This is a genomic window from Sphingopyxis sp. PAMC25046, from assembly GCF_004795895.1.
In the GTDB taxonomy this organism is placed as follows: Bacteria; Pseudomonadota; Alphaproteobacteria; order Sphingomonadales; family Sphingomonadaceae; genus Sphingopyxis.
The window spans coordinates 3726845-3751265 of the sequence record NZ_CP039250.1; the positions used below are offsets into that span (position 1 = coordinate 3726845).

The 24421-nt window shown below is 66.4% G+C and carries 32 protein-coding genes; 10 read left to right on the plus strand and 22 right to left on the minus strand.

Going from position 1 to position 24421, the window contains the following annotated elements; translation table 11 throughout:
- The first annotated feature begins 58 nt into the window (after positions 1-58).
- The 4 genes from E5675_RS17555 to E5675_RS17570 all read left to right on the plus strand — a co-directional run bounded on the left by E5675_RS17555 (position 59) and on the right by E5675_RS17570 (position 2585).
- Positions 59-1240: an acetyl-CoA C-acyltransferase gene (locus E5675_RS17555; protein ID WP_136175629.1), complete on the plus strand. Its 1182-nt coding sequence runs from the start codon at positions 59-61 to the stop codon at positions 1238-1240.
- Positions 1241-1255: 15 nt separating this feature from the next.
- Positions 1256-1840: a carboxymuconolactone decarboxylase family protein gene (locus E5675_RS17560; RefSeq protein ID WP_136175630.1), complete on the plus strand. Its 585-nt coding sequence runs from the start codon at positions 1256-1258 to the stop codon at positions 1838-1840.
- Between the two features lie 18 nt (positions 1841-1858).
- Positions 1859-2149 carry a putative quinol monooxygenase gene (locus E5675_RS17565; protein ID WP_136175631.1) on the plus strand — a complete coding sequence of 97 codons (291 nt, stop codon included), beginning with the start codon at positions 1859-1861 and terminating at the stop codon, positions 2147-2149.
- A 76-nt stretch (positions 2150-2225) separates the two neighbouring features.
- Complete coding sequence (locus E5675_RS17570) at positions 2226-2585, plus strand: hypothetical protein (protein ID WP_136175632.1); 360 nt, start codon at positions 2226-2228, stop codon at positions 2583-2585.
- A gap of 37 nt (positions 2586-2622) precedes the next feature.
- Here E5675_RS17570 and soxR read toward each other — a convergent pair whose 3' ends face one another.
- Positions 2623-3093 carry a redox-sensitive transcriptional activator SoxR gene (gene soxR / locus E5675_RS17575; protein WP_136175633.1) on the minus strand — a complete coding sequence of 157 codons (471 nt, stop codon included), beginning with the start codon at positions 3091-3093 and terminating at the stop codon, positions 2623-2625.
- A gap of 85 nt (positions 3094-3178) precedes the next feature.
- On the opposite strand from soxR, the gene E5675_RS17580 reads away from it, so the two are divergent.
- A complete protein-coding gene (locus E5675_RS17580) occupies positions 3179-3574 on the plus strand; it encodes a VOC family protein (RefSeq protein ID WP_136175634.1) in 396 nt (131 codons plus the stop codon).
- 65 nt (positions 3575-3639) lie between these two features.
- Complete coding sequence (locus E5675_RS17585; protein WP_136175635.1) at positions 3640-4104, plus strand: pyridoxamine 5'-phosphate oxidase family protein; 465 nt, start codon at positions 3640-3642, stop codon at positions 4102-4104.
- A 2-nt stretch (positions 4105-4106) separates the two neighbouring features.
- On the opposite strand, the gene E5675_RS17590 is transcribed toward E5675_RS17585, so the two are convergent.
- A complete protein-coding gene (locus E5675_RS17590) occupies positions 4107-5099 on the minus strand; it encodes a dipeptide epimerase (protein ID WP_136175636.1) in 993 nt (330 codons plus the stop codon).
- A 24-nt stretch (positions 5100-5123) separates the two neighbouring features.
- On the opposite strand from E5675_RS17590, the gene E5675_RS17595 reads away from it, so the two are divergent.
- Positions 5124-5519, plus strand: a complete 396-nt coding sequence (locus tag E5675_RS17595; protein WP_136175637.1) for a DUF1232 domain-containing protein — start codon at positions 5124-5126, stop codon at positions 5517-5519.
- A gap of 16 nt (positions 5520-5535) precedes the next feature.
- On the opposite strand, the gene phaZ is transcribed toward E5675_RS17595, so the two are convergent.
- Positions 5536-6756 (minus strand): polyhydroxyalkanoate depolymerase, encoded by a 1221-nt coding sequence (gene phaZ / locus E5675_RS17600; protein ID WP_136175638.1) that lies wholly within the window; start codon positions 6754-6756, stop codon positions 5536-5538.
- A gap of 174 nt (positions 6757-6930) precedes the next feature.
- Here phaZ and E5675_RS17605 point away from each other — a divergent pair, with 174 nt between their 5' ends.
- Together E5675_RS17605 and E5675_RS17610 are read left to right on the plus strand one after the other, a co-directional pair.
- Positions 6931-8730 (plus strand): ABC transporter transmembrane domain-containing protein, encoded by a 1800-nt coding sequence (locus E5675_RS17605; protein WP_136175639.1) that lies wholly within the window; start codon positions 6931-6933, stop codon positions 8728-8730.
- A gap of 19 nt (positions 8731-8749) precedes the next feature.
- Positions 8750-9286, plus strand: coding sequence for a DUF1993 domain-containing protein (locus E5675_RS17610; RefSeq protein WP_136175640.1), 537 nt, complete (start codon positions 8750-8752; stop codon positions 9284-9286).
- Positions 9287-9306: 20 nt separating this feature from the next.
- Here E5675_RS17610 and E5675_RS17615 read toward each other — a convergent pair whose 3' ends face one another.
- The 11 genes from E5675_RS17615 to E5675_RS17665 all read right to left on the minus strand — a co-directional run bounded on the left by E5675_RS17615 (position 9307) and on the right by E5675_RS17665 (position 18897).
- Positions 9307-9741: a biopolymer transporter ExbD gene (locus tag E5675_RS17615; protein ID WP_136175641.1), complete on the minus strand. Its 435-nt coding sequence runs from the start codon at positions 9739-9741 to the stop codon at positions 9307-9309.
- A 231-nt stretch (positions 9742-9972) separates the two neighbouring features.
- Complete coding sequence (locus E5675_RS17620; RefSeq protein ID WP_136175642.1) at positions 9973-11088, minus strand: OmpA family protein; 1116 nt, start codon at positions 11086-11088, stop codon at positions 9973-9975.
- 131 nt (positions 11089-11219) lie between these two features.
- A complete protein-coding gene (locus E5675_RS17625) occupies positions 11220-11672 on the minus strand; it encodes a DUF2793 domain-containing protein (protein ID WP_136175643.1) in 453 nt (150 codons plus the stop codon).
- Between the two features lie 9 nt (positions 11673-11681).
- The gene (locus E5675_RS17630) at positions 11682-13859 is read right to left on the minus strand and encodes a phage tail protein (protein ID WP_136175644.1); all 2178 of its coding nucleotides are present in this window, start codon (positions 13857-13859) and stop codon (positions 11682-11684) included.
- Between the two features lie 10 nt (positions 13860-13869).
- Positions 13870-14271 (minus strand): NlpC/P60 family protein, encoded by a 402-nt coding sequence (locus E5675_RS17635; protein WP_247594675.1) that lies wholly within the window; start codon positions 14269-14271, stop codon positions 13870-13872.
- Entirely contained in the window at positions 14264-15085 is an 822-nt protein-coding gene (locus E5675_RS17640; RefSeq protein WP_136175646.1) for a DUF2163 domain-containing protein, read from the minus strand. Before E5675_RS17640 ends, E5675_RS17635 begins: the two co-directional genes overlap by 8 nt.
- Positions 15079-17418, minus strand: coding sequence for a DUF2460 domain-containing protein (locus E5675_RS17645; protein ID WP_136175647.1), 2340 nt, complete (start codon positions 17416-17418; stop codon positions 15079-15081). The genes E5675_RS17640 and E5675_RS17645 overlap by 7 nt, the downstream gene beginning before the upstream one ends.
- On the minus strand, positions 17418-17984 hold the full coding sequence (locus E5675_RS17650) for a tail tape measure protein (RefSeq protein WP_136175648.1): 567 nt from the start codon (positions 17982-17984) through the stop codon (positions 17418-17420). Before E5675_RS17650 ends, E5675_RS17645 begins: the two co-directional genes overlap by 1 nt.
- On the minus strand, positions 17977-18180 hold the full coding sequence (locus E5675_RS17655) for a phage tail assembly chaperone (protein WP_136175649.1): 204 nt from the start codon (positions 18178-18180) through the stop codon (positions 17977-17979). The genes E5675_RS17650 and E5675_RS17655 overlap by 8 nt, the downstream gene beginning before the upstream one ends.
- A 1-nt stretch (position 18181) precedes the next feature.
- The gene (locus tag E5675_RS17660) at positions 18182-18493 is read right to left on the minus strand and encodes a gene transfer agent family protein (RefSeq protein WP_136175650.1); all 312 of its coding nucleotides are present in this window, start codon (positions 18491-18493) and stop codon (positions 18182-18184) included.
- Positions 18490-18897 (minus strand): phage major tail protein, TP901-1 family, encoded by a 408-nt coding sequence (locus E5675_RS17665; protein ID WP_136175651.1) that lies wholly within the window; start codon positions 18895-18897, stop codon positions 18490-18492. The genes E5675_RS17660 and E5675_RS17665 overlap by 4 nt, the downstream gene beginning before the upstream one ends.
- Positions 18898-18943: 46 nt before the next feature.
- Between E5675_RS17665 and E5675_RS17670 the strand changes: the two genes are divergently transcribed.
- Positions 18944-19282 (plus strand): hypothetical protein, encoded by a 339-nt coding sequence (locus E5675_RS17670; RefSeq protein ID WP_136175652.1) that lies wholly within the window; start codon positions 18944-18946, stop codon positions 19280-19282.
- Positions 19283-19295: 13 nt separating this feature from the next.
- Here the strand turns inward: E5675_RS17670 and E5675_RS17675 are convergent, their stop codons facing one another.
- The 8 genes from E5675_RS17675 to E5675_RS17705 all read right to left on the minus strand — a co-directional run bounded on the left by E5675_RS17675 (position 19296) and on the right by E5675_RS17705 (position 24410).
- Positions 19296-19718: a DUF3168 domain-containing protein gene (locus E5675_RS17675; RefSeq protein ID WP_136175653.1), complete on the minus strand. Its 423-nt coding sequence runs from the start codon at positions 19716-19718 to the stop codon at positions 19296-19298.
- Positions 19685-20233, minus strand: a complete 549-nt coding sequence (locus E5675_RS17680; protein WP_136175654.1) for a hypothetical protein — start codon at positions 20231-20233, stop codon at positions 19685-19687. The genes E5675_RS17675 and E5675_RS17680 overlap by 34 nt, the downstream gene beginning before the upstream one ends.
- Entirely contained in the window at positions 20230-20511 is a 282-nt protein-coding gene (locus E5675_RS17685) for a hypothetical protein (RefSeq protein ID WP_168707918.1), read from the minus strand. The genes E5675_RS17680 and E5675_RS17685 overlap by 4 nt, the downstream gene beginning before the upstream one ends.
- A gap of 15 nt (positions 20512-20526) precedes the next feature.
- Entirely contained in the window at positions 20527-20682 is a 156-nt protein-coding gene (locus tag E5675_RS21580) for a hypothetical protein (RefSeq protein WP_168707919.1), read from the minus strand.
- The gene (locus E5675_RS17690) at positions 20679-22253 is read right to left on the minus strand and encodes a tail fiber domain-containing protein (RefSeq protein WP_136175655.1); all 1575 of its coding nucleotides are present in this window, start codon (positions 22251-22253) and stop codon (positions 20679-20681) included. The genes E5675_RS21580 and E5675_RS17690 overlap by 4 nt, the downstream gene beginning before the upstream one ends.
- 242 nt (positions 22254-22495) lie before the next feature.
- Entirely contained in the window at positions 22496-23635 is a 1140-nt protein-coding gene (locus tag E5675_RS17695; RefSeq protein ID WP_136175656.1) for a phage major capsid protein, read from the minus strand.
- Positions 23636-23640: 5 nt separating this feature from the next.
- Entirely contained in the window at positions 23641-24006 is a 366-nt protein-coding gene (locus E5675_RS17700; RefSeq protein ID WP_348769811.1) for an HK97 family phage prohead protease, read from the minus strand.
- A gap of 77 nt (positions 24007-24083) precedes the next feature.
- The gene (locus tag E5675_RS17705) at positions 24084-24410 is read right to left on the minus strand and encodes a DUF6127 family protein (protein WP_210727556.1); all 327 of its coding nucleotides are present in this window, start codon (positions 24408-24410) and stop codon (positions 24084-24086) included.
- Positions 24411-24421: the final 11 nt, after the last annotated feature.

Consider the following 24421-nt stretch of genomic DNA (forward strand, 5'->3'; position numbering starts at 1 on the left):
TTATACCGGCCCACCTCCCCCGTTAAGATAACCGGAACCAGAAAGAAGGACCCCTATCATGCGTGACGCCGTCATCGTTTCCACCGCCCGCACCCCGCTGACCAAGGCGGCGCGCGGCTCGTTCAACAATACCCTCGCCCCGACGCTCGGTGCCTTCTCGGTCAAGGCTGCGGTCGAGCGCGCCGGCCTTGAAGGCGGCGAGATCGACGACGTCCTGTTCGGTGCCGCGATGCAGCAGGGATCGCAGACGATGAACATCGGCCGCCTCGTCGCGCTGCGCGCCGGCCTGCCCGTCACCGTCCCCGGCATGTCGATCGACCGCCAATGCTCGTCGGGGCTGATGACGATCGCAACCGCCGCGAAGCAGATCATCGTCGATCGTCAGGACATCGCGGTCGCCGGCGGCATCGAGTCGATCTCGAAGGTCAGCGGCAGCGGCAAGGTGTTCATCGAGACCGACGCCGAGCTGATCGCGATGCACAAGGACACCTATATGCCGATGATCGGCACCGCCGAGGTCGTCGCGAAGCGCTACAGCATCAGCCGCGAAGCTCAGGACGAATATTCGCTCCAGTCGCAGCAACGCACCGCCGCCGCGCAGGCCGCAGGCAAATATGACGACGAGATCGTCGCCTGCAACGCGACGATGGCGGTGGTGAACAAGGAAACTAAGGAAGTCAGCTTCAAGGACGTCGTCGCCGACAAGGACGAGTGCAACCGTCCCGACACGACGCTTGAAGGGCTCGCGAGCCTGAAGCCGGTGATGGGCGAAGGCCATACGATCACCGCAGGCAACGCCAGCCAGCTCGCCGACGGGTCGTCGGCGTGCGTCGTGATGGAAGCCAAGATCGCCGAAAAGCGCGGACTCCAGCCGCTGGGCCGCTATGTCGGCATGGCGGTCGCGGGCACCGAGCCCGACGAAATGGGCATCGGCCCCGTGTTCGCGATTCCCAAGCTGCTCGAACGCTTCGAGCTCAAGATGGACGATATCGGCCTTTGGGAACTCAACGAAGCCTTTGCGGTGCAGGTGCTCTATTGCCGCGACAAGCTCGGCATTCCGAACGAACTGCTCAACGTCAACGGCGGCTCGATCTCGATCGGCCACCCCTTCGGCATGACCGGCGCGCGCTGCGTCGGCCACGCGCTGATCGAAGGCAAGCGCCGCGGCGTGAAATATGCCGTCGTCACCATGTGCATCGGCGGCGGCCAAGGCGCAGCGGGCCTGTTCGAGGTCTTCTGATTTGCGGCCCGTTAAATGAGACTAAACGCTCCGCGTATCGAGCCGGTCGATTTGGACCGGCTCGATGCCGACCAGCGCGCCGCGCTCGAACCCTTCCTTGCCACCGATGGCGGCAAGGTGGGGGGCGGCAAGATCCTCAACATCTTCCGCACCCTCGCCCATGCCCCAAAGGCGCTGACCGCCTTCCTCGGCTGGGGCAATTATATCCTGTCGAAGCGCAATGCGCTGACCCCGCGCGACCGCGAACTCGTCATCCTGCGCACCGGCTATAATTGCCGATCGGGCTATGAATGGACTCAGCACAAACGCATCGGGCTCGACTGCGGCTTGTCCGAAGACGAAATCGCGCGGATCAAGGCAGGCCCCGATGCGGCTGGCTGGAATGACCTCGACCGAGCGATGCTGCGTGCGACCGACGAACTCACGACCAATCATTTCGTAACCGACGCAAGCTGGGCCGCGCTCGCGCCGCTCGGCGACAAGGGACGCATGGACCTCGTCATGACCGTCGGTCAGTACACACAGGTATCGATGATATTGAACAGCTTTGGCATTCAGGTCGAGGACGGCTGGCATGTCGACCCCGATCTCAGAGCCTGATTGCAAGAGGAGAGAGACATGAGCAGCATCGGCATCATCGCAACCCTGCGCGTGCAACCCGGCAAGGAAGAAGCGTTTGAAGGCGTCTTCGCCGAACTTGCCGCCGCCGTTCGAGCGAACGAACCGGGCAACAGCTATTACAAGCTGTTCCGCACCGCGGACGCGGGCGCCTACAAGGTCATGGAATGCTATGACGACGAAGCCGCGGTGGAAGCGCATCGCGCCTCGGACCATTTCCGCACCCTCGGCGCCAAGCTCGGCCCCTGCCTTGCGGGCGCCCCCGAGATCGAGACGCTAAGCGCAGCCTGAGTGGCGGGTTCCGACGGATCGCGGGCCATTGGGCATACCAAGCAGATTTTGCCGGATCGAGTTGAGACAGACCGCGATGCGCAATCTAATATTGGGACTAGTCTTCATCCTCGGCGGGTGCGCCACAGACGCAGACGACAGCAATCCGGAATCTGGCCAAGTGGATTCCGCTCCATATGCGGCAGTACTCGCGGCGGGGGCGCCAACCATCGCTGAATTGCAAGCGGCAGGTTATGTTCGGGTGGATTATCATCCCGTTGGCTGTGTCTTACCCGATTGCCCTGATTGCGCCTGCGACGCGACAGGAGCGGAGTTTCTGGACAAGTCCGAAATAGAACGCGATTCCCACGACAAGTATGAATATGTCTGCCCTGCAATCAAGGGCATCAAGCTCCAAGAATGGAAGTGTCGCCGCCAATCCGGCATCGGCGAATGAGCCTCCCGAAGCAACGAGCGTTCACCGCCCCAAGTCGTCAGCCGATCTCGGCAATCTCCCCCGCCCGGTCGCCGATCACATAGCGCGGTCCCGCACCGCGCTGCGCCGCCTTGTCCCCGCGGTTGTAGAGCCCGCATTTCTTGAGCGACAGGCAACCGCAGCCGATGCACTGGTCGAGCAGCCCGCGCGTTCGCGTCAGCGCCGCGATCTGCGCATCGATCCGCGCGCGCAATCCGGTGCTGATCCGCGTCCAGTCAGCGCCATTAGGCGTCCGCCCCGCAGGCAATCGAGCCAGCTCGTCGCCGATCTCCTCGAGGCTCAAACCCATCTGCTGCGCGATCAGGATGAAGGAGACGCGGCGGATATCGGCCCGCAGGAAGCGACGCTGTCCGCCGCCGGTGCGCAGCGCCTCGATCAGCCCCTTCGCCTCGTAAAATCGGATCGCCGACACCGCGACGCCGGTGCGCGCGGCGAGTTCGCCGATGGCGATCAGGTCGGTCCGGTGCATGATCCGCACTCCTCGCTTTTCGCTTGATCTAAACCTCACTTGAGCTTTCATAAGCCGCTGCGTCAACCCGAATCAGGAGTTCCCCGTGACGCATCCCTTCATCGAGCACGTCAATCTGACCGTCAGCGATCCCGACCGCACCGCGGGCATCCTGTCGGCGATCTTCGGCTGGCACGAGCGCTGGCGCGGCCCCGCGCGCGACGGCGGGCGCACGATCCACCTCGGCAGCGACGCCGCCTATATCGCGCTCTATACCGGCCCCGACGGCCAACATCAGGATGCGCATTATCCCAAGGGCGAGCCGCTCAACCACGTCGGGGTGCAGGTCGACGATCTCGATACGATAGAGATGCGCGTCAAGGCGGTGGGTCTCACGCCGTTCAACCATGGCGATTACGAACCCGGCCGGCGCTTCTATTTCCTCGATCCCGACGGCATCGAATATGAAGTCGTCAGCTATGCCGAGCCGCGGCGGCGCTGAACCGGGCAACAAGTGCACCGCTGCCGCGTTGATCGGTCATCGGGGGGCAGAAATGGAGCCTTTCGATGAGCGACGATATCAAAAAGCAGTTTTGGAAAGCCCTGGCCGACAGCCCCTATGTCATGGTCGGCGCAACGGGCGAGCGCGAACATCATATCCCGATGAACGCGCAGCTCGACCAGGATGCGAACAGCGCGTTCTGGTTCTTCACTGCGACCGACAATCGCTTGGCGGCCGGCGGCCCGGCAATGGCGCAATTCGCGGCCAAGGGTCATGACCTGTTCGCCTGCATTTCGGGAACGCTGGTGCACGAGAATAATCGCGCCGTGCTCGACAAGTTGTGGAACAACAGCATCGCGGCCTGGTATCCGGGCGGCAAGGACGATCCCAAGCTTGTCCTGTTGCGTTTCGACCTCGACGATGCCGAAATCTGGACCGCCGATCCCGGAATCAAGGGCATGTTCAAACTCGCGACCGGAATGGCGATGAAAGACGGCGATCTCGGCAAGCACGCCGAGGTGGCGCTCTAGGGTCAGATCAACGGCGGGCCGATCCGCCCCTCGCGAAATTCGAACCCGCCTTCGCGGTCCCGCGCCAGCAACGCGGGACCGTCGAGGTCGACCCATTTCGCGCGCTGCGCCAGCACGAACGCCGGCGCGATCGCGAGACTTGTCGAAAGCATGCATCCGGCCATGATCGACAGCCCCGCCGCGTCGGCGGCGTCCGCAATCCTGAGTGCCTCGGTCAACCCGCCCGCCTTGTCGAGCTTGATGTTGACTCCGTCGTAGAAGGGTCCGATCCGCACCACGTCGGCTGCGGTTTGACAGCTTTCGTCGGCGATGAAGGGCAGCGGCGCATAAATCGGATCGAGCAGCGCATCGGCCCCCACCGGCACTGGCTGCTCGATCATTTCGACTCCCATATCGGCAAGCGACTCGGCCTCACTCAAAATATCGATCTCGCCCCAGCTTTCGTTCGCATCGACGATCAGCCGCGCCTCGGGTGCGCCTTTGCGCACCCCTGCGACGCGCAGCCGGTCGCCTTCGCCGGTGAGCTTGATCTTGAGCAATCGATAGCCGTCGGCGGCCGCCGTCGCCGCCTGTTCGGCCATCGCCCCCGGCGTGCCGAGCGAGATCGTATAGGCCGTGACCCGCGAAGTGGGGGCGCCGTCGCACCCGGCGAGCTGCCAGAGCCGGAGCCCGCGTTGCCGCGCTTCCAGATCCCACAGCGCGCAATCGAGCGCGTTGCGCGCCGCGCCCGGCGCCATCAGCTCCTGAACCGCTGCGCGCGCCTCGGCAGCGCCCATATTGCCGATATGCGGCGCGGCGAGCAGAATCTGGTCGCGGCACCCCGCCGCATCCTCGCCGAGATAATAGACGGGGGTTCCCTCGCCGCGCCCGATCTCGCCTCCGCCTTCGATCTCCGCGACGACGACGTCTACATGCGTCTTGGCGCCACGACTGATAACGAACTCACCGGCGACGGCCCAACGTTCGACGCGCGCGCTTTTCAGTTGGATAGCCATGCAGGAAGGCTAGTGTAGATCGCTATGACCGGCAAATCCCTTTCCGAACGCATCGGCGATCTCGGCCACCGCCTCGCGATCGAGGGGCATGCCGCCTGGCTAGCGGCGCGCGACCCGCGGGTGCCTCTGATCGCACGCGCGCTCGCGATCGCGGTGGCCGCCTATGCGCTGTCACCGATCGACCTTATTCCCGACTTCATCCCGGTGCTCGGCTGGCTCGACGATCTCGTTATCGTCCCGCTCGGCCTGCTCGTGGTCCGGCGATTGATCCCCGCTCCGCTATGGGCAGAACTCCATGCCACCGCCGAAACCGCCGGCGAGCGCCCGTCGAGCCGCGCCGGCATGGCGTTCATCCTCCTGCTCTGGGCAGGGCTGCTCTATATCGTCTATTGGGCTGTGCGGACTTCGCCCTGGCATTGACCGACGCTTCCAGTCGTCAGCCGCCGTGCGTCCGGATCCATTTCTCGACCACCGGCGCGATTTCCTCGCGCCATTTGCGGCCGTTGAAGATGCCGTAGTGGCCGACGCCCTTCGCCATCAGATATTTCTTCTTCTTCACCGGCAGCGCCTTCGCCAGCGTCAGCGCAGCCTTGGTCTGACCGATCCCCGAAATATCGTCGCGCTCGCCCTCGATCGCGAGGATCGCGATGTCCTCAATCGCGCCGACATCAACCGGCTGGCCACGGTGCCTCATCTCGCCCTTGGGCAGCAGATGGCGCTGGAACACGATGTCCACCGTCTGGAGATAGAATTCGGCGGTCATGTCGCATACCGCGCGATACTCGTCGTAAAATTCCTTGGTTTTGTCCGCGCTTTCGCCGTCGCCCTCGACCAGATGTTTGAACATCTCCCAATGGCTCATCATATGGTTGCCAAGGTTCATCGACATGAAACCGGCGAGCTGCAGAAAGCCCGGATAGACGCGACGGCCGGCGCCGGGATAATAGGCCGGCACCGTCGCAATCACATTTTCCTGGAACCAGGCGTGCGGCCGCGTCATCGCATGGTCGTTCACCGCGGTCGGAGCCTTGCGCGTGTCGATCGGCCCACCCATCATCGTCAGCGTTTTGGGCCGGCATTTATGCTTGTTCGCCGCCATGATCGCCGCTGCGGCGAGGCTCGGAACCGACGGCTGGCACACTGCCAGCACATGTGCACCGGGCCCGATGTGCTCGAGCCACGAAATCAGATAGTCGACATAATCATCGAGATCGAACTTGCCCGCCTCCAGCGGTACGTTCCGCGCATCGCGCCAGTCGGTGATCCACACATCGTGCCCGGGCAGCATCCGTTCGACCGTTCCGCGCAGCAGTGTCGCATAATGACCCGACATCGGGGCGACGATCAACAGCTTGGGCGCGTCCTTCGTACCCTTATGCTTGAAATGCTTGAGCTGGCCGAAAGGCTTGCGTGCCTCGATCGCTTCGGCGACACGCACGGTCTCGTCGTTGACGACGGTGTCATAGAGTTCGAACCCCGGCTTGCCGCGCGGCGCCGCCGCATGTGCGAAGACTTCAAGCGCCGAGGCGAACATCGGGCTGCCGCCGAAATAGCCGAGCGGATTCGCCGGATGCTGCATCACCTGAGCACCCGCGGTCGCAAGCGCGCTGGCCCCCGCAAGCCAGTTTTTCTGCATATCAAAGGCGTGGTACAGCATCGATCGACATTCCTTGCGTCCTGGGGGGCGCTCTTCCGGCGCCCTGATGCTTCACAGTCTAGGCAATCACTGCCATTGTGCAACGCATCATTTCGTAATGCTTCAAACCCTTTGCAGTGAAAGTGCCGCTCTGGGTCGTTGAGCGCGCTTGGCGCCGCTGCTAGGGGCAGTGTAATGGCTAGCCAATCCGATCTTTCCGTCGCAAACGCTTCCGCCGAACCCCGCCGCAAGCTCGGTAGCTTGCGCATGGTTTGGCATCATGCCAGCCGCTATCCGCTGCAACTGATCGTCGCCGCGATCGCGCTCGGGATTGCGGCACTCGCAACGCTTGCGATTCCCTATCAATTCAAAGAGATGATCGACAGCGGGTTCATCGCCGGCGGCGGCGACGTGGCCCCCCATTTCCGGCTCTTTTACGCGATCGTCGTCGCGCTCGCCCTTGCAACCGCGCTGCGCTTCTATTTCGTCAGCTGGCTCGGCGAACGCACCGTCGCCGACATCCGTCAGGCAGTGCAGCAGAACCTGCTACGCCTCGCACCCGGCTTCTTCGAAGAGAACCGCCCCTCCGAAATTGCGTCGCGCATGACGTCTGATACAGCCATCATCGAGCAGGTGGTCGGAACCACCGTGTCGGTCGCGTTGCGGAACATGGTCATGGGCGTCGGCGGCATCATCTATCTGTTCAGCCTCTCGCCAAAACTCACCGCGGGCATCCTTCTAGGTATTCCAGTCATCATCCTGCCGATTGTGCTGCTCGGCCGGCGGCTTCAGAAAGTCTCGCGGACCAGTCAGGATCGCGTCGCCGACATCGGCGCGACAACCGCCGAACAGATGGGGGCAATGAAAATCGTCCAGGCGTTCGGCCAGGAAGCGCGCGAGGCTGATCGTTTTTCTGCCGCGGTCGAGGCCAATTTCGCGACCGCAAAGCGCCGCATCCGTCTTCGCGCGATCATCACCGCGACGGTCATCGGCCTGCTTTTCGGTGCGATCACGACCCTGCTCTGGTACGGCGCCGAAGGCGTGGCGCAAGGGACGATCACCGGCGGCACCATCGCAGCCTTCGTCCTTACCGGCGGGCTCGTCGCGGGGGCGTTCGGCGCGCTCACCGAAGTCTATGGCGACCTGCTCCGCGCCGCGGGCGCCGCCGAGCGGCTCAGCGAACTCCTAAATGCCGAACCGACGATCGCCGCACCGGCAAGCCCACGCCTCTTCCCCGAACCGGCTCTCGGCATGCTCGAATTCGAGAAGGTCGAATTTCACTATCCGACCCGTCCCGATGCGCCGGCGCTCCACGATTTCACGCTCGCGATCCGCCCGCGCGAGACGGTCGCGATCGTTGGCCCCTCAGGCGCTGGCAAGTCGACGCTCTTCCAGCTTGCCGAACGTTTCTATGATCCGCAGGCGGGGCAAATCCTGCTCGACGGCGTGCCGCTGACCGAGGCCGACCCCGCCGACATCCGCGCGCGCATAGCAATGGTGCCGCAGGAAACGGTGATCTTCGCTGCCTCAGCGCGCGACAACCTGCGCTACGGCAACTGGACCGCAAGCGACGAGGAATTGTGGAACGCCGCGCGCGCTGCCAATGCTGAGGAATTCCTCCGCAAATTGCCGCAAGGACTCGACACCTTCATGGGCGAAGGCGGCGCGCGCCTCTCGGGCGGCCAGCGCCAGCGCATCGCGATCGCCCGTGCGCTGCTGCGCCGTGCGCCGCTCCTGCTGCTCGACGAAGCGACCTCGGCGCTCGACGCCGAATCCGAGAAGCTCGTGCAGGACGCGCTCGAGACGCTGATGGCCGATCGCACGACAATCGTCATCGCCCACCGCCTCGCGACCGTGCGCGCCGCCGACCGCATCATCGTGATGGACGATGGCCGCATCGTCGAGGAAGGCCGCCATGATGAACTCGTCACGGCTGACGGCCTCTACGCTCGCCTTGCGCGGCTTCAGTTCCAGGACAATCTCGCCGCGGCCTGACAAGAATCGGAGGAAGACGATGCTCTACGACCTGACCATACCGGCCTACCAGAACGGCCTCAAGGCGCTGTCCGGAGAGCTGTCGAAGGCAAGCGCATGGGGTACGGAAAACGGCATCGGCGAGTTGCAGTTCGCGATCGCCCGGCTTGCCCCCGACATGTTTCCCCTCGCCGCGCAGATCCGGTTTACCTGCGCCCAGGCACTGCAGCCGCTGAGCCGGCTCGGGGGCATCGCGATCCACGAGCTTCCCGAGGATGCGACAGACTTCGCCGGAATGCAGGAGCAGATCGCCGCGACGCTGGCGGTCCTCGATAGCGTCGATCGCACCGCACTTGGTGACGACTTGGAGCGGGCCGTCAGCTTCGACCTGCCGAACGGCATGATCTTCGATCTCAGCGCGGCGGACTATGTCCGCGACTGGGCGCAGCCGCAATTCTACTTCCATCGCGTCGCCGCCTATGCCGTATTGCGCCACATGGGCGTCCCGCTCGGCAAGGCCGACTATGTCGCCTATATGATGCGCCACCTTCGCCCCGGAACGGCGCCCGCCGCCTAAACGACGACGCCCTTCAAATCTCAGATCAGCCCGGCGTAACCCTCGATACCTGGAAAGGCGAGCTTGGTCCCGCCATTGCGCCGGATTGCTCCGATTGCCTCGTCGACGCGCAGGTAACGCGCCCGGGCATCGGGTTCGAGCAGGATCGCCGCCGGCTCGGCACGCTCCGATGCCTGCCTTACCAGAACCCCCAGCTCGGCGAGGTCGATCGCTTCGTCGTTCCAGCGGATCACGTCGCGCGTATCGATCGTCACGCGATTTTGGTCGAGTATCTTGCCGGTGACATCATCGGCCGGCAACGTCACATCGACGCTGTGCGTCGGCGGCGGAATGGTAATGATAAACATCACCAGCATTACCAGCATCACGTCGATCAGCGGCGTCGTGTTGATGTCGGGATCACCATTGGGGTCGGCGCGAAAAATGCTGCGATGGAACATGCTGCGTTTGCGCATCGTCTCTCTCCCGCTCGGGAATGAGCGCCGTAATCGATCAGCACCCCACCCCGTCAAGAACTTGGGGGTCACCCCATAGCCAAGACGTGATGGTATATCATTATTCCAGATCGGCAAGAAAAATCGCAAGCACCTTCCAATAACTCCCCGCGCGAATCGCGCATAAAGAAAGGGCGACACCTTTCGGTGCCGCCCCTCTTTTTCCAATCCCGTCGGGGATAGAAATCGGTCTTACATGCCCGAGTTCGGACCGTAAGTGATTTCCACGCGACGGTTCTGGTCGTTGCGGACACCATCGGCGGTCGCAACGGCCGGGCGGGTTTCGCCGAAGCCCTGCGCGCTGATCGAGCCATCCGAAATGCCACGAGCCGTCAGGTAGCTGCGAACCGCGTCGTTGCGGCGGTTCGACAGGCCGACGTTGTACGTGGCCGAACCCGAACGGTCGGCGTGACCGGCGAGCATGACCTGCGTACCCGTGCAACCACGGTTGTAGGCGCTGATCGCGTTGTCGAGGGTCGAAGCCGCTTCCGGCGTGATGTTCGACTGATCCCAGTCGAAATACACGATGTACGGCCCAGGCGCGCATTCCACGACCGGCGGCGGCGGCGGAGGCGGCGGGGGCGGCGGGGGCGGCGGGGGCGGCGGGGGCGGAGCCGGCGGCGGCGGCGGCTCTGCACCACCGAAGTTGAACGTCAACGTGCCGAGGATCGAGTGCGAACGGAAGCGCGTCGAAACGTCGCGACCCGCCTGGTCGACCAGATCGAGGTTGTCGGCGTTGAAGAAACGATACTTCAGGCCGACATCGATGCTGTCGCTAAGCGGAGCGCGGACACCCGCGATCGCCTGCCAGGCAAAGCCCGTGTCCGAATCGTCGAGGAACGGGCCTGCCAGAACGGGTTCGACCGAAACGCGGGCAACACCGACACCACCGCCGACAAAGCCCTGAAGACCATCGTCGTCGCCGAAGTCGAGCAGACCGTTGACCATGAAGCTGAGTGCGTTCGAATCGCCGTTCAGATCAGCGCTACCGGTGAAAGCGCCGGTGCCGTCAGCGCGGCTCGGAATACCCGGGCTCGTGAAGCGGCCCGACTTGATGTCGGCTTCGCGGTAACCGACTTCGACTTCCGCGCGGAAACCGCCGAAGTCATAACCGACGGTACCTTCGACATCATAGCCAGCGCGATGATCGAGCGTACCGGCATTGTTGAAGGTGCCGATATCGAGATCCAGGTCCTCGACGAGCATTGCGCCGGCACCAACACCAACATACCAGGAGTTGTCGCGCGCCAGAACCGGCGACGCCAGGGTGGTGGAGGCCAACGCCACAGCGACGGCAAGCTTCCTCATAGTAATTCCCCTTTCAATTTGAGATATACGTCTCGGCAGACGTCCTACTCGCCGCTTTGGTTCCGTGCAAGTGAAACAAATCGTCAATCTGTTGCCAAAAAGTCGCACTTTTTCTGTCAACGCACGGAAATTCAGCCTGAAATCAAGATACCCTCCGCGACAAGCTGCGCGATCAGCGCCGCGATCGCGCTCCGCGCTTCGGAATCGACCACCGAGCCGTCAGCGGGCGCGGCGACCATTGCCGGCTCGACCCATGCCCCGCCCTCGAATCGGAGCCGCGCTCCATCGACGATCCGGATGACGCGCATCCCCTCGCGCGGCACCGTAAATCGCCAACCGCCCGACGTCCAGATCGCGATTGCATTGCCACGCCCGGCCCAGGCCCCAGCCGGCGCTGCACCGACGACCCAGCATTCTCCGGCAACCGGATTCGCGGGCGGTGTCGCAAGCGGCCCCCCTTCGACCGTTGCGTGAACGAGCGCGTCGAGCAAGGTCAGAGCTTCGTTGTGAGTTACCTCCTTTTGCGCTTGCGCAACGGCAAGTAACGGTAACGCAAAGCGCGGCGTGATCGGCATGTCGGTCATGATCTGTCCTTATGTCAAAGTCAGAAAGAGCGGTGGTGACTGAGAAAAATCCCCCGTTTGACGAATTTCCATCGCGTGTCCCGGTGCCAGCGCTGCCAACTCGTCGGCGCCGATATTCAGCGTCGGTGTCTCCAGTTCCCATGGCCCGACGCCGGGAACCGGCGGCACCATCGAAACGCGCCACATTTCCCGGGCTTCGCCCAGCGGCAGGTCGACATGATCGCGCCAGCCGGTGTCGACGCGGCTTCGTCTTGTCCATCCGATCGTGATTCCGCCCGCGCCGTCCTCGCGGACTTGCCCGTGTACGGGCGAAAGCGGTTGCAACGCTTGTCCGGCTGCCACTACCTCGATCTCGGTGAATGCAGTATCGTTCCGCGCGGCCCATTGAAGCGCCGCACCCTCTCCCGCTGTCATCGCGGCAAGCACCTCGGGCAGCATCAGCAACGCCGGATCGTCGAGCAGGACAAATGGCTCGCCCACCGGATGAATCAGCTGGCTCGCGGTCCCCGAACGCCCGCGGAGCAAGCGCGTCAAACGCCATATCCGCGGCCCCACGACCTCGGCCTCGCCGAACTGCAGCAGCTCGCCGCCCACCATTGCCCGGTTGGCACCAGCCAGCAGCGCGGCATCGTCAACCGATTCGAGCATCATCGACGAATTGACCAGTTCGACCGTCACCGTGCCGACAAGATCGAACAGGCTTTCGTTCCCCATCGTCAGCGGCGCGGTAAGCAGGCCGAGCGCTGCCGCCGGGCGCAACGATCCCACGGAGACCGGTTCGGCCCCGGGCGACGCGACAAACCAGCAATCGGCGCCACGCCAACCATCGTTGCTACCCGCCCCGGCGATCAGGATTCTAGGCGTCGAGGCGGCGAAGCTCCCCGCGTTGGGAAGATCGAACAGGTGAACCATGCCGGCGGCGTCGGGCCAGTCGGGAGCGCCGACCGGAACGCCTGGCGCTGCCGGAAGCTCGGCGGCGGGCAGCGGTTGGTGGCGTCGCAATTCGAGCGAGATTTCGTTCCCGCGCACTATCCGCCCCACCAGCCGCCAGCGGCTCCCGTCGGCGTCGACGACAACCCCTCCGACGGTTAGCACCAGCGCGGCCAGGTCGGCGTGCCGAATCACTGTCTCGCGCTCGTCCGCAGCGGCGGAGGCCAGGCGTTGCGCCAGCGCCCGCGCCGACGACGCCGGCAGCACCGCCGGCAGGTCGATCCGTTCCTCGTGTGCGCCGCCGCCCGCGACCCGGCTCGTCTGCTGGCCGAGCTGAAAATCGCGCTCCGGCTCATAGTGGCGCAGGCGAACCATCCCCGGCAGCGACGACAAGGGCGCGCGTTTCCGCTCGGCGCAATCGCCAGCAGCGTCGTTCCGCCGCGCTTCGAAAAAGCCGCTCAGCGCCGGCACGTCGCCTGCTCCTGTCGCCGGCGCCAAATGCCAGCCCTCGGGCCCGCTCGCCAGCCGCACTCCGTCGGCATCGAACAGCGGCGCCAGCGCGTCGCGTGCCCGGTCGCCCGACGCCGCATAGCCCGAAAAGGGCCATTCGCCGCCACAGCGCCCCACATCTCCAAGCAGTTCGTCGCCGATCAGCCCGACGTCGATACTCCCCACATCGGCCTCTACCTCGAAGGTCAGCGACGGGATCCGGTTGCCAAACGCCCCCAGTTCGAGTTCCTCGAAGACCGCGTACGACAGCCCGCGAAACGCGCTCGCCGACGCGATCCCCAGCGCCGACGCGATCAACGGATCGGCCTCCTGATCCTCGCTCCCGTCATACCAGCGAAAGGTGCAGCGTTCGCGAAAACTGCCGCTCGTCCCGCGCAGCAGATTGCCGTCGGCCCAGATGCGCTTGATCGCGCGGACGGGGCGCGACGACAGTGCGATCGCCAGCGATACGGCATAGCTATATTCGCTCGTCGACGGCCGCCCCTTGCCGCCCCCGCGCTTGGCCCGCCGCTCGATCAGGTCGGTGGCCCAGATCACGCTGCCCGCGACGCGCATCGTCCCGAACAATTGCGGGATCTGCTGGCCATAGATCGACGCCTGGACCTTCAAATCGGCGAGCCGCGGCCCCTCGCGCGCCTTGGGCTTGAATATCTGGGCGTCGACCTGCTGCCCGACCGTCGCGCCGATCGCGGCGCCCACCGGGCCCGCGACAATCCCGCCCACCACCGTCAGCACCAAAGTCGCCATTGCCGTCCCCTTATGAAAGCCGCCATCGCCCGGCGCCGCGCACGCCCAAGTCGAGCGGCGTCTCGACCACCTTGCGCAGCCCCGCATGAGCATGAATGAAAGTCTCGCGCCCGATCAGGCCGAGATGATATTGCCGCGCCGGAAGCACGATCAGCGCGACATCGCCGGGACGCACCGCATCGCCAGCGCCGACAAAACCCGCAGCAGCGAGCGAGCCCTCGATCCGATCGAGGCCCCAGCCGCGCAGCGGATAAGCCGCCGGCCGCGCCAGCCGCCGTCCCGCCGCCGCATAAGCCGCCCATACCAGTCCGACACAATCGAGCCCCGTCGCCGGATCCTTCCCCTGCGGCCGGAACCGCGCCCCCACCATCGCACGGGCCGCGCGAAAGGCGGCCTCACCGCAATCAGCCACCGGGATAGCGCGTCAGCAAATCATTGCCCGGCAGATGCGCCTCGCCGCGAAAATTGATCGCATTGGCAAAGCGGTCGCGGCACGTCGCAAGCTGCTTGTCGCATCCCTCGACCAGCCGCACGCGCACCGGTGCCGCTGGTTCGAACGCCGGCGCCTCGGCGAGATGAAGACTTTCTCCGTCCGCGGAAATCACAGGGCTTTCCAGGCCGCAATTGGCGCCCTCGATCCACGACAAGCTGCCAAAAGCCATGCCGCCCACCGCCGCGTCGAGCGTCACCACGCGCCCGTCGACCGCCAGCACCCGCCGGATATGCGTGCGCGGCGCCAGATCGACGCGGCACGCGCGGTCGCCGAGCATTGCGCGGCACGAGGGCGAGGTCGCCGGGCATACCGGCCGGTCGAGCAGCCGCGTCACGCCTTGCAGCTCGGCGGCAAAGGCCGTCCCGCGCTGCTCGATCGCCCCTAATGATCCGCGCGCGACCGTCACCGGCGCCGCCTCCGGCGCGGTCCAGTCGGTGACGAACAGCTCGAGTTCCGCCCCGTCCCATCGCCCCGCTTCCAGATCGCGCGCGGCGATCGCGTCACTCGCGATTGCGCCCTCCAGGTCCATCGTCGCGGCGTCGATGCCGTCGTTCGTCTCGATCGCCGAGGGTTTCATCCCCGGCGCCGCGCGATAGGCCAAGCCGCCGACTACCAAATCGCGGTCGTGCGAGGTGAAGCCGATCGCGATCCCGTCGCGCCGCGCCAACCGCCAGCACCAGGCGAGCGTCACCAACTCCTCGCGCAGCCAGCCGGGCGCTTCCATCATCACCATGGCGCCCGCACCTCGACCAGCGGCACGCTCGCCAATTCGCCCGCGAGAAAGGTCGCGCGGCTCGCCTCCAGCCGGTCTTCGGCAAATCGCACCGGCACATCGAACAGAAAGCCCGCGCGCACCGCGACCCCCGGCCCCGGCGCGGCGTCGAGCGACACCTCGCCATCGTCGGTGATCAGGAACGCCGCCGTCTCGATCCCGTCGACCGCGACGCGCACGCTCCCTTCGACCGGCAGCCGGATCGGGCGGACCTGTTCGGCATCGCCCTCGCCATAGCGCTTCACCAGCGCGAACTGCCGCCGTTCCCCGTCGCCCAGACCGAGCAGCTGATCGTCCGCCGCCGGCAGACCGCCGTCGGCGGCCGAACTCCCGTCGAAGGGATCGCGAAAGCGAAACCCCCGCGCCGCGCCGCGCCGCGCGCGAAAGAAATCGGTCAGTGCGCGCACATCGGTTTCGGACCGGATTCCCGGCCCCGCGTCATAACGCATCCGCGGCTCGGCCCATTCGCTCGCGCGCTGCTCATGCCCCGATGGCGAACTCACGATCTGGGTCGAAAATTCGGTGACGACCACCGCTTCGCGCCCGATCGCGAGCGGAAAATCCACCGCATCGAAAGCCTGCACATCATCCTCCCCGTCAAAGATCACGAACCCGTCGCGCGCCACCTGCGGCAGCGCCCAGATAAAGGCGCGCGCCACCCCCGCGCGCCGCGCCGCGCCAGCCGCCTCGGCAATCGCCGCCCACCCGGCGCGCTGCTCGGGCAACAGCACGAAGCCCGAAAAATAATGCTGCTCATGGGCTGGATAGCCGAGCCGTACCGTCATCGCCGTCCGCGCGCCCGCCGTTTCCACGCCGCGCCCGCCGGTTACCCAGTCATAATCCTCCAGTTGCAGCACGTCGAAGGCCGGCGCTGCCCACCCTAACGGCACATTGGCGCGGCGCAGCGCGGGCGCCGCGGGGTCGAGGACCGTCGGCAGATAGACTAGCAGATGGCTAACCAGCCCCGTCGCGTCCGCCTCATCGCGCGCCGCCGCAACCAGCGCCGTTGTCGACGCCGCAAGCAGCGCCCCCAACGCATCGAGCATCGCCAGTTGCGACGCGTCCAGCATCCCGCGCACATCGGCGATCGGCACGCTGGCGCTGCCCAGCGCCGCCGTCGTCGCGGCATCATAGGCGCATATCCGCCCTTCGCCCGCGATCCACCACCACGGTTCGCCGACCTGGAATTTCAGGTCGAGTCCCGCCGCCGCGCCGATTGCGACGAACGCGCGTGCGACCGACTGCAAATATCCCATCGCCTCGTCATTCGCGGGGGACAGCAAGGTCGACGGAGGCTCCCACCCGGTCAGCGCCGGCGACCCGTCGCTCGCGCGCTGCTTCCAGTTTTCCGGGCAATAGGCATCGAACAGCTCGTAGGAGAGCGACCAGATCACTCCCAGCCCCGCCGCTTCGCATGCCGCCGCGAACGCCGCGTGCCACGCTGCGCTCGGCGCATTGAGCGCGCCGCCCGCAACGCCGACATGAAATGCGCCCTCCGCCGCCTCGAGCCGCATATAATGGCTCATCCCGACATAATGGACGATGTCGCCGCGATAGCCGAGCTGCACGACCTGCCGCACCAGCCGCGCGGGCGTCAGATGATAGCTGTCGTCATAGCCGCTCGCGATGCCCAGCCCCCCGTCTGCCGGGTCCAGCTCGGGCATCACCACATCGCCGATCGCAAGCACCGATCCCGATCCCGAGCAGACGATCTCGCTCATCTCGGCCCAGCCCTGCACGGGGGCCGGCAGCACGCCATCGCCGCCGTCATAGACCGGTGGCACCAGCGAAATGAACATCCGGTCGATATCGCCCGCCCACACGGGGTCGGCTTCGCCGGGCAACAGAAACCCGCCGGCCAGCGCATCGAAATCGAGTGTGACGATGGCGTCTTCCGCCGCCCCCTCGGCGTAATTCCACAGCCGCACATACCAGGCGCGAGCGCTCCCCGCGGCGTCGCGCCCCTCGATCGTCAGCGTCGGCCCGTGCAGCGCATCGAGCGGCTTAACCCCGCCCGACCGCCAGCGGAAGCTCAGCCGTGCGTGCCGGAAATCGCGTTTCGTCTCATAGGCGAGCAGCGGGTGATCCCAACGATCCTCGCTCTCCCAGATCAGCCCCGCCAGATCCTGCTTCCGATAAAAGACCGCCTCAACGCGCAGGGCGTCAGGCGCGTCGCTCGTCACGCTCGCCATCATCGGCCGCGCGAAATCGACCGTCCAGAACCTCGGGTCGAACCGCTTGAGCCAGGTTTTCCGATGATGCGGCTCGGCGGCCGAAACCAGCGCCCAGCCCATCAATCCTCTCCGCTTGCCACCGCGCGCCGCACCGCACGGGCCAGCTGCCGCCCCGTCTGCGCCAGCCGCTGCGGCTCGCTGCCTGCCTCGCCCCGCACATTCACCGTGATCGCGATGTTGCGCACGCCCCCGCCCGCCGCCTCGATCCGCCCGCTCGCGGTCGGCACGAACAGCTCGGGCCCGCGCTCGCCGACGCGATAGGCCCGCCCCGCGCTCACCGGCCCACCCGTCGCCCGGCCCGGCGCGCCGAACAGCGCCATCGCGATCGACGTACCCAGCGACAGCAGCCCCCCGCCGCCCGATCCGCCGCTCGCCGCGCCGATACCGTTCGAAATCGCCGCGCGCGCAATATCGGCCATCACCGACAGCGCGAGCCGCTTCAGATCCTCGAACCCCATCTTGCCGCTCACGATCGCGCGCGACAGCGCCCGCTCGATCGCACGCCCCGCGCGATCGGCTTCGACGACCAGCGGCCCGCCCAGTTCGGCGCGCAGCGCCGCTATGTCGCGCCGGAACGCTCCGGTATCGGCGCGCACCGCGACGATCATTTCGTCCACCTCATCCATCGGGAAATCTCTCCATCATCGCCGTCAGCGCCGCACCGTCGAAACAGGTCGCCTCGCCGGGGTCGACCCACCCCGCCAGCGCCGCGCGGACGTCGGCCGGCGTCGCCGCCCAGAACTCGCCCGGCCGCCATCCCGCGACGCGTGCCATCACCCCTGCGAGCCTGATCGCTGCGGGGCCAAGCCGATCGTCCGCCACCTCATCGTCCCTGCAATATCTGTCCCAGCAGCACGCGCAGCGCCGGGGTCACGGCAGCCAGTCCCTCGGCGACCACCGCCTCGCCCACCGCTTCGCGCGTCAAGGCCTCGGGCCGCTCCTTAACGCAATGCCAGAACAGCCCCGCCAACTCGCCCAGCCCCAACCGCCCCTCGGCCGCCCGTTCGACCAGGCCGAAGAGCGGCCCCAGCTCGGCCTCGGCGGCGACCAGCGCCGCAAAGCTCGGCCGCAGCACCAGCCGCCGCCCGCCGACCGTCAGTTCCGCCTCGCCGCGAAGCGCGTTGGCCCCGCTCACAGGCTCACCACCGCGCCGCTCGATTCCAGGTTCAGCGTGTAATTGCGCTCGCCATTATAATCGCCGGCATAGTCGAGCCGCGTGACGAGGAAACGCCCGCGCATCCGCTCGCCACTTTCGAAGCTCAGCTCATAATCGTCGATGGTCCCCGACAAGGCATGGCCGCGCAGCCGCACCTCGGCGTCCGAACCCGTAAAAATGCCCGCCGCGCTCACCGACACCGACCGGACGCCTGCGCCCGACAGCAGCTCGCGCCACCCGCCCGAATCCTTGGTCGTGACATTCACCGCTTCGCCGTTCACCGACAGCTGGGTGGTGCGCAGACCCGCGACCGTGCGATAGGTCGGTGGCGCTTCGCCGTCGCCGACCTTGAGCAGAAAATCGCTCCCATTTTCGATAGCCATCGTCTAATCTCCTCAAAATATAATCATGCGGATGGGGAGTCGCAGGATGCTGATCACGACATTGCTTTTGGCCGCCATGGTGCAGTCGTCGCCCGCGGCGACCGTCGCCACGACGCGCGTTGCCTTCACCAAATGCCTGCGCGACGACATGAAGAAGGCGCTCGAGGCCAAGGTCGAAGACGTCCAATATGAAATGCAGGTGAAATCGAACTGCGGGACCGAGCGCGACGCCTTTCGCAAGGCGGTGATCGCGCTCGGCCGCGCAAGCGGCGACTCCGAAGCGGTCGCGACCGAAGACGCCGACCTTCAGATCGAGGATTACCACGCCAATTTCACCGAAAAGTTCAAGGACTATAAGTCGACCAACACGATGCCGGGCGAATAGCGAAAACCTCGCTCTATCCCGCCAGACAGCGACACCGCACGATCGTCTCGCGGCGCCAGCCACCGTCGCGCGCGAAGGTGAACCGCGTCCGCATCACCCGCACGCTGACGACCGTCCAGCCGTCCGCCGCACCGCGCAAGCCGCCGGCCGCCGCCTCGATCCGCGCGACGGCACCGCAGTCGGCGCTCTCGCCGACGCCGTTCAACACCAGCATCACCTGCACCTCGCGCCCAGCCCGGTCCTTCGTGCCCCAGTCGCGGCCTTCCGCCCCGCCCACCGAGACATAGGGCGCGCTTGTCCGCGGCGGAACGCCGTCGAACACGCCATGCACCATCCCTGCGAGATCCGCGTCACCCGCCAGCAGCGCCAGCGCCTTCGCGCGCACCGCCTGCTCGGCGCCGCTCATCGCCCGCTTCCCAGCGTCAGTCGCCGCCACGGCTGCCACAGCGCCGCGATCATCGCGGGCGGCCCCACCCCCGTGCCGTCGCGTGCGTCGTGCAAATGCTGCGTCATCCGCACGATGCCCTGGCGGATCGCTTCGGGGATGCCGTTCGCGCCCTCGGCCATGCCGGCGCGATAGGCGATGCGCACGCGGGCCGCGCTCTCCGGATCGGTAACCGTAACGCAGGCGCTGCCGTCGCGCGCGATCGTCACGCGATACGCGTCCTCGCCGAGCGGGATTTCCGAACCGTCCGCCGACAGCAATGTTACGCCGTCGACCCCGATCACCGGCCGCGCGCCAAGCAGGATGCGTTCCGCTGACAGCTGCGCCTCCTCCTCGCCCGCGCGCACGACCAGCCACTGGCCGATGAACGCCTCGCAGATATTGGTCGCCGCACGCACCAGCCCTGCGATCACCGCGTCGTCAATCGTCGCGCCCAGCCGCAACCAGCCGCGCGCTTCGTTCAGGCTCACCGGGGCCTCGCCCGGCAACAGGCTTTCCGCCATCATCGCTCCTCCACCCGCAAGGTCATTGACCGTTCGTCGATTTGCCCGTCGCTCATCGTCACGCGATTGGTGACACGATAGACATGGCCCGCGACCCCGCCCGCCAGCGTGACGGTCACCTCCTTAAGGTCGTGCGCGCTACCGATCACGGTCACGCCGCCCTCTTCGTCCGGTGCGACCGACCAGTCGCTCGCCACGACCGCCTGGCCGCCCGGATAGGCGGCAGCCCAGTCGAACTCGAAATCGATCCGCGTGCCCGGATCCTTCACCATCATCGTCATCGTCTTCCCCTCCCGTCAGGGTTTGCGCACCGTCACGCGCCGCGCCGCCTCGCGCGCCAGCGGCAGCACCGTCTGCGGCGCCGCCGGCTCGGGACCGGCCCACTCGCTAGCGAGATCGCGCCTTGCGACATCGCCGATCGCGCGCGCGGCCAATGCCGATCCGTCCATCATGCCGCGGCCTCAAGCGCCGCGAGGCGCGCGTCCTGCGCCGCGATCAGGAACAGCGCCAGCTGATCGGTGCGCACGCCGAAGCGGTCGCCGGCGGGCGGGCCTTCGCCGGTGGCTTCCTCGTCCCATTTGTCGTGGCACAAAAAGGCATAGCGGCTGCTCGACGCCGCGCCTTCAGCGATCGGGTCGATCAGCCCTTCATCGGCCATGATCGCCCATACCGCCTGCGCGCGAACGCCAAAGTGCAGCCGAGCGCCGTCTTCCCCTTTCATGGCGATCGCGTGGTCCCATCGGAAAAAGCCGAGTTCGCCGATGATGCGGCGCGCCGCGGCTATTTCTTCGATGGTCGGCTCGCCACGCCACGTCTTTTCGCGGGCGTCCGAGGTGTTGATCGTGCCGGTGCCGGCATAGATTAGCGACCAGCGCGCCGACGACCATCCGAGCACCTGTATATTGTCTCCTCCCGGCGTCACATTTCCGGCGGCATCGACCGTCAACCGTTGGGCGCCGTCCGTAACCAGGGCGATCTGGTTTGAAGCCGACAACATAAGGCCGGTATCGGGATCGGCAGCGAAGCTATAAGCGGGCGCCGCGCTGGTCCCGGAAACGCCCTGCAATTGCCCTTCGGGCAGGATACGGAACAGGGTCGTCCCCGCCGCAAGCGGGTCGCCCGCAGAGGCGTTCGACCGGCGAAAAACGAGTTCGCCATAGGCGACATGGCTAGCGACGATGGCCCAATTGCGGTCGTTCACATTGCCGCTGCCGTTGTAAAAGGCGATGTTCGGCTGCGTCGCACTGCTTTCGAGGCGAAGCTGCGTGGCGCCCGCACCGCCTCCACGAACGTGCAGCAAAGCGGCGGGCGCGCTCGCTCCGATACCGAAATTCCCGCTGCCGGTGATCCGCGCACGCTCCGCGCCATTGGTCGCAAAGCCCAGTATATTGCTCGCGGGCTGCCACAAGCCGGTTCCGCCGTCGCCCGCAAAGCCGATCGACGGCGCGAGCGCGCTTCCGTTTCTTGCGGCCAGCGCGCCGTCCAGCGCATAACGGCCATCCCCATCGCGAAACGCCAGTGCCGACAGCGGAATATTGACCCAGCCGGCGCCACGGCGAACCGTCACTGCGTCCGTTGCGTCGCCCGCGCCCGCGCTTGCGTGCGTTGTCGACAGCGGCTGCTTCGCCTCGACCGCATCCGCCAGCCCCGCCAGTTCGCCGCCGACCGCCGTCACGCCGGCCGCCAGCGTCGCCGCCTGCGTATCGCTCGCCGCGAACCATCCGGCGCCCACGGTCAGCGCGATCGTTTTCAGTCCGGTCGCGAAATCGACCGTCGCACCGCCCGCCGACGATGCCGCCACCGTCTCGCGAAGCAAGCGGCCGTCGACGTCGATCCGGCCGGTGCCGACCTCCCATTGTTCGGGGCGGGCGATCCCCGCCACGGCATAGTGAAACGAAGCGCCGGGCGGCACCGCGTCGGCAAAGCGGCGATGACCGGGCACCGCGCCGGTCGGCGTCAGCGGCCCGGTCCCGCCGTCTTGGGCAAGCTCGCGTACCAGATCGGCAAAAAAGGGGGTCGGCATGGCAGGGCCATCCTTTCCAATAGGATTTTAATGGAGAAAATGCCGGTTGCCATTTCGTTCAGACCGAGTCGAAAATGACTTTCGCCCGCGACCCGGCGTGCTGCGTACCATTGTACATGAGCACCGGAAGCGCGGGCGACAGGCATTTGCAGGCCGGTATGGGCGGAATGGCGATCGGCATTTGGCGCCCGGCTCCGCCCCGAAAGGGTTGGACGGGCCGGGCGCCCTCGCGCACCAGCCTCTTAGCTGGCGGCGAACTTCATCAGCTTGATGGCCTGCGTATCGATGATCGCGCCGCCGACCCTTTTGGTTGCATAGAAATGCACGAAGGGCTTGTTGCTGAACGGATCGCGCAGAATCCGCGTTTCACCGCGATCGGCTATCAGGTAACCGGCGCGGAAATTGCCGAAGGCGACCGACAGGCTGTTCGCGCCGACATCGGGCATGTCTTCGGCCTCGACCACCGGATAGCCGAGCAAGGTCGCCGCCTGCCCCTCGACCATCCCCGGCTGCCACACGAAAGCGCCATCGGTCGTCTTGAACTTGCGAATGCGCGCCAGCGTGTCCGAATTCATCACCCAGCACGCGCCCTGACGATAGGGAGCCTTCAGCGAATGGACGAGCTCGACAAGCTTGTCCTGCGGGTTCGACGCCGGAAAGGCGCCCGCGGTCCCCGTCGCCAGATGCTGCAGCGTGCCGAAGGCGCGTACACCGTCGAGTTCGTTCGTGGTCGCATAGGTCAGGAAACCCTTCGGCCGGTTCGTCCCGTTGCCGGTCACGAACGCCGATCCTTCGGCGACCGCGAACTCGCGGCCGAGCTGCTCGGCCAGCCAGTCCTCGACATTGAACATCGCATCGTCGAGCATCGCCTGACTCGCCGCCGGATTGGCGTAGAGCTCGCCCGACGGCGGCGCTATCTCGGCAAAGCTGCGCGTCGCGGTCTCGGGCCGCGCCGCGGTCTCGCCGACCCAGCCCGCGCCCATCGATCCCGTCGCGATAAGCTTGCGATATCCGCTCGTCCCCGTCTGCACCACCGTCGCGATTCCGCGGATCGGCGACAGCGTCTTCAGCGTCGCCGCGATACTGCCGTCGATCTCGCGCGGCACGGCATAACCGCCCTCACCGCCCGACGCTCCCGAAAGGCTTTTCATCTCCACGCCGGCATCGATCCCGCGCCGCAGATAGCGTTCGACAAAGGCGTCGCGCGCCGGATCGGCCGCCTTCGCCCCGTCGAGCGGCAACCGCGACGCCGCCACCGCCTGCGCGTCCACCTGCGTCTTCAGCGCAGCCACCGACGCCTTCAGCTCATCCACGGCCTCGGCCGCCAGCACCGCATCGAACGCCCCCTCGAGCGCGTCGGCCTTCACTTCCATATCATCCATGCTTGTCACTCCTTCACCAAATCCACCGCGATTACCCGCGCCAAGGGCTGCATCGGCGCCGCCACCAGGCTGACCTCCGCCAAATCGAGCGCCGTCAGCTCGCGCGGCCCCGTTCCACGCGCAGCCCGCACCCGATATCCAAAGCTCAGCCCCGTCAGCGCGCCGCGCGCTACCAGCGCGGCGGCGGTCGGATGCGTCACCCGCGCCACCACGCGCAGCCCCCGCGCATCCTCCGCCAAAGTCTCGATCGCGCCGATCACGGCCCCCGGCCGGTGCTGCCACAGCAACGGCACGGCGCGTCCCTCCTTCAGACTCGCCGCAAACGCCCCCGCGCGCACCACATCGCCCCCGCGATCGACGCGGTCGAACACCGATGCATAGCCCGCGAACCTGACCCCCGCTCCCGCTTGCGAGAGGGGTCGGTAGAGGGCCCGTTCGGCTACCGCCTTCACTTCAGGAGCCCCGGCAGCCCCAGCTTCACCGCCAGCCCGACGACGACGAGCGCCAGCACACAGCGCACCGCCCAATCGACCACCGCCGCCCACACGCTCTTCTTCGCGTCGCGCCACGCGCCGAGCAGCTGCCGCAAATCGCTTACATCGTCGCGCGCCGCCTCGTCGGCGAGCCCGAGCCGCGCCAGCGCCCGCCGCGCCCCCAGTTCGCTCGCCTCCTCGACCACCGCGCGCAGCAAGGCCGCGTCAGGCGCGCCGGAAGCTCCGGCCGCACTCGTCCCCGCCAGCGCGACCAACCGCGCCAGCGCTTCGTCTTCATCCATTTGCATAACTC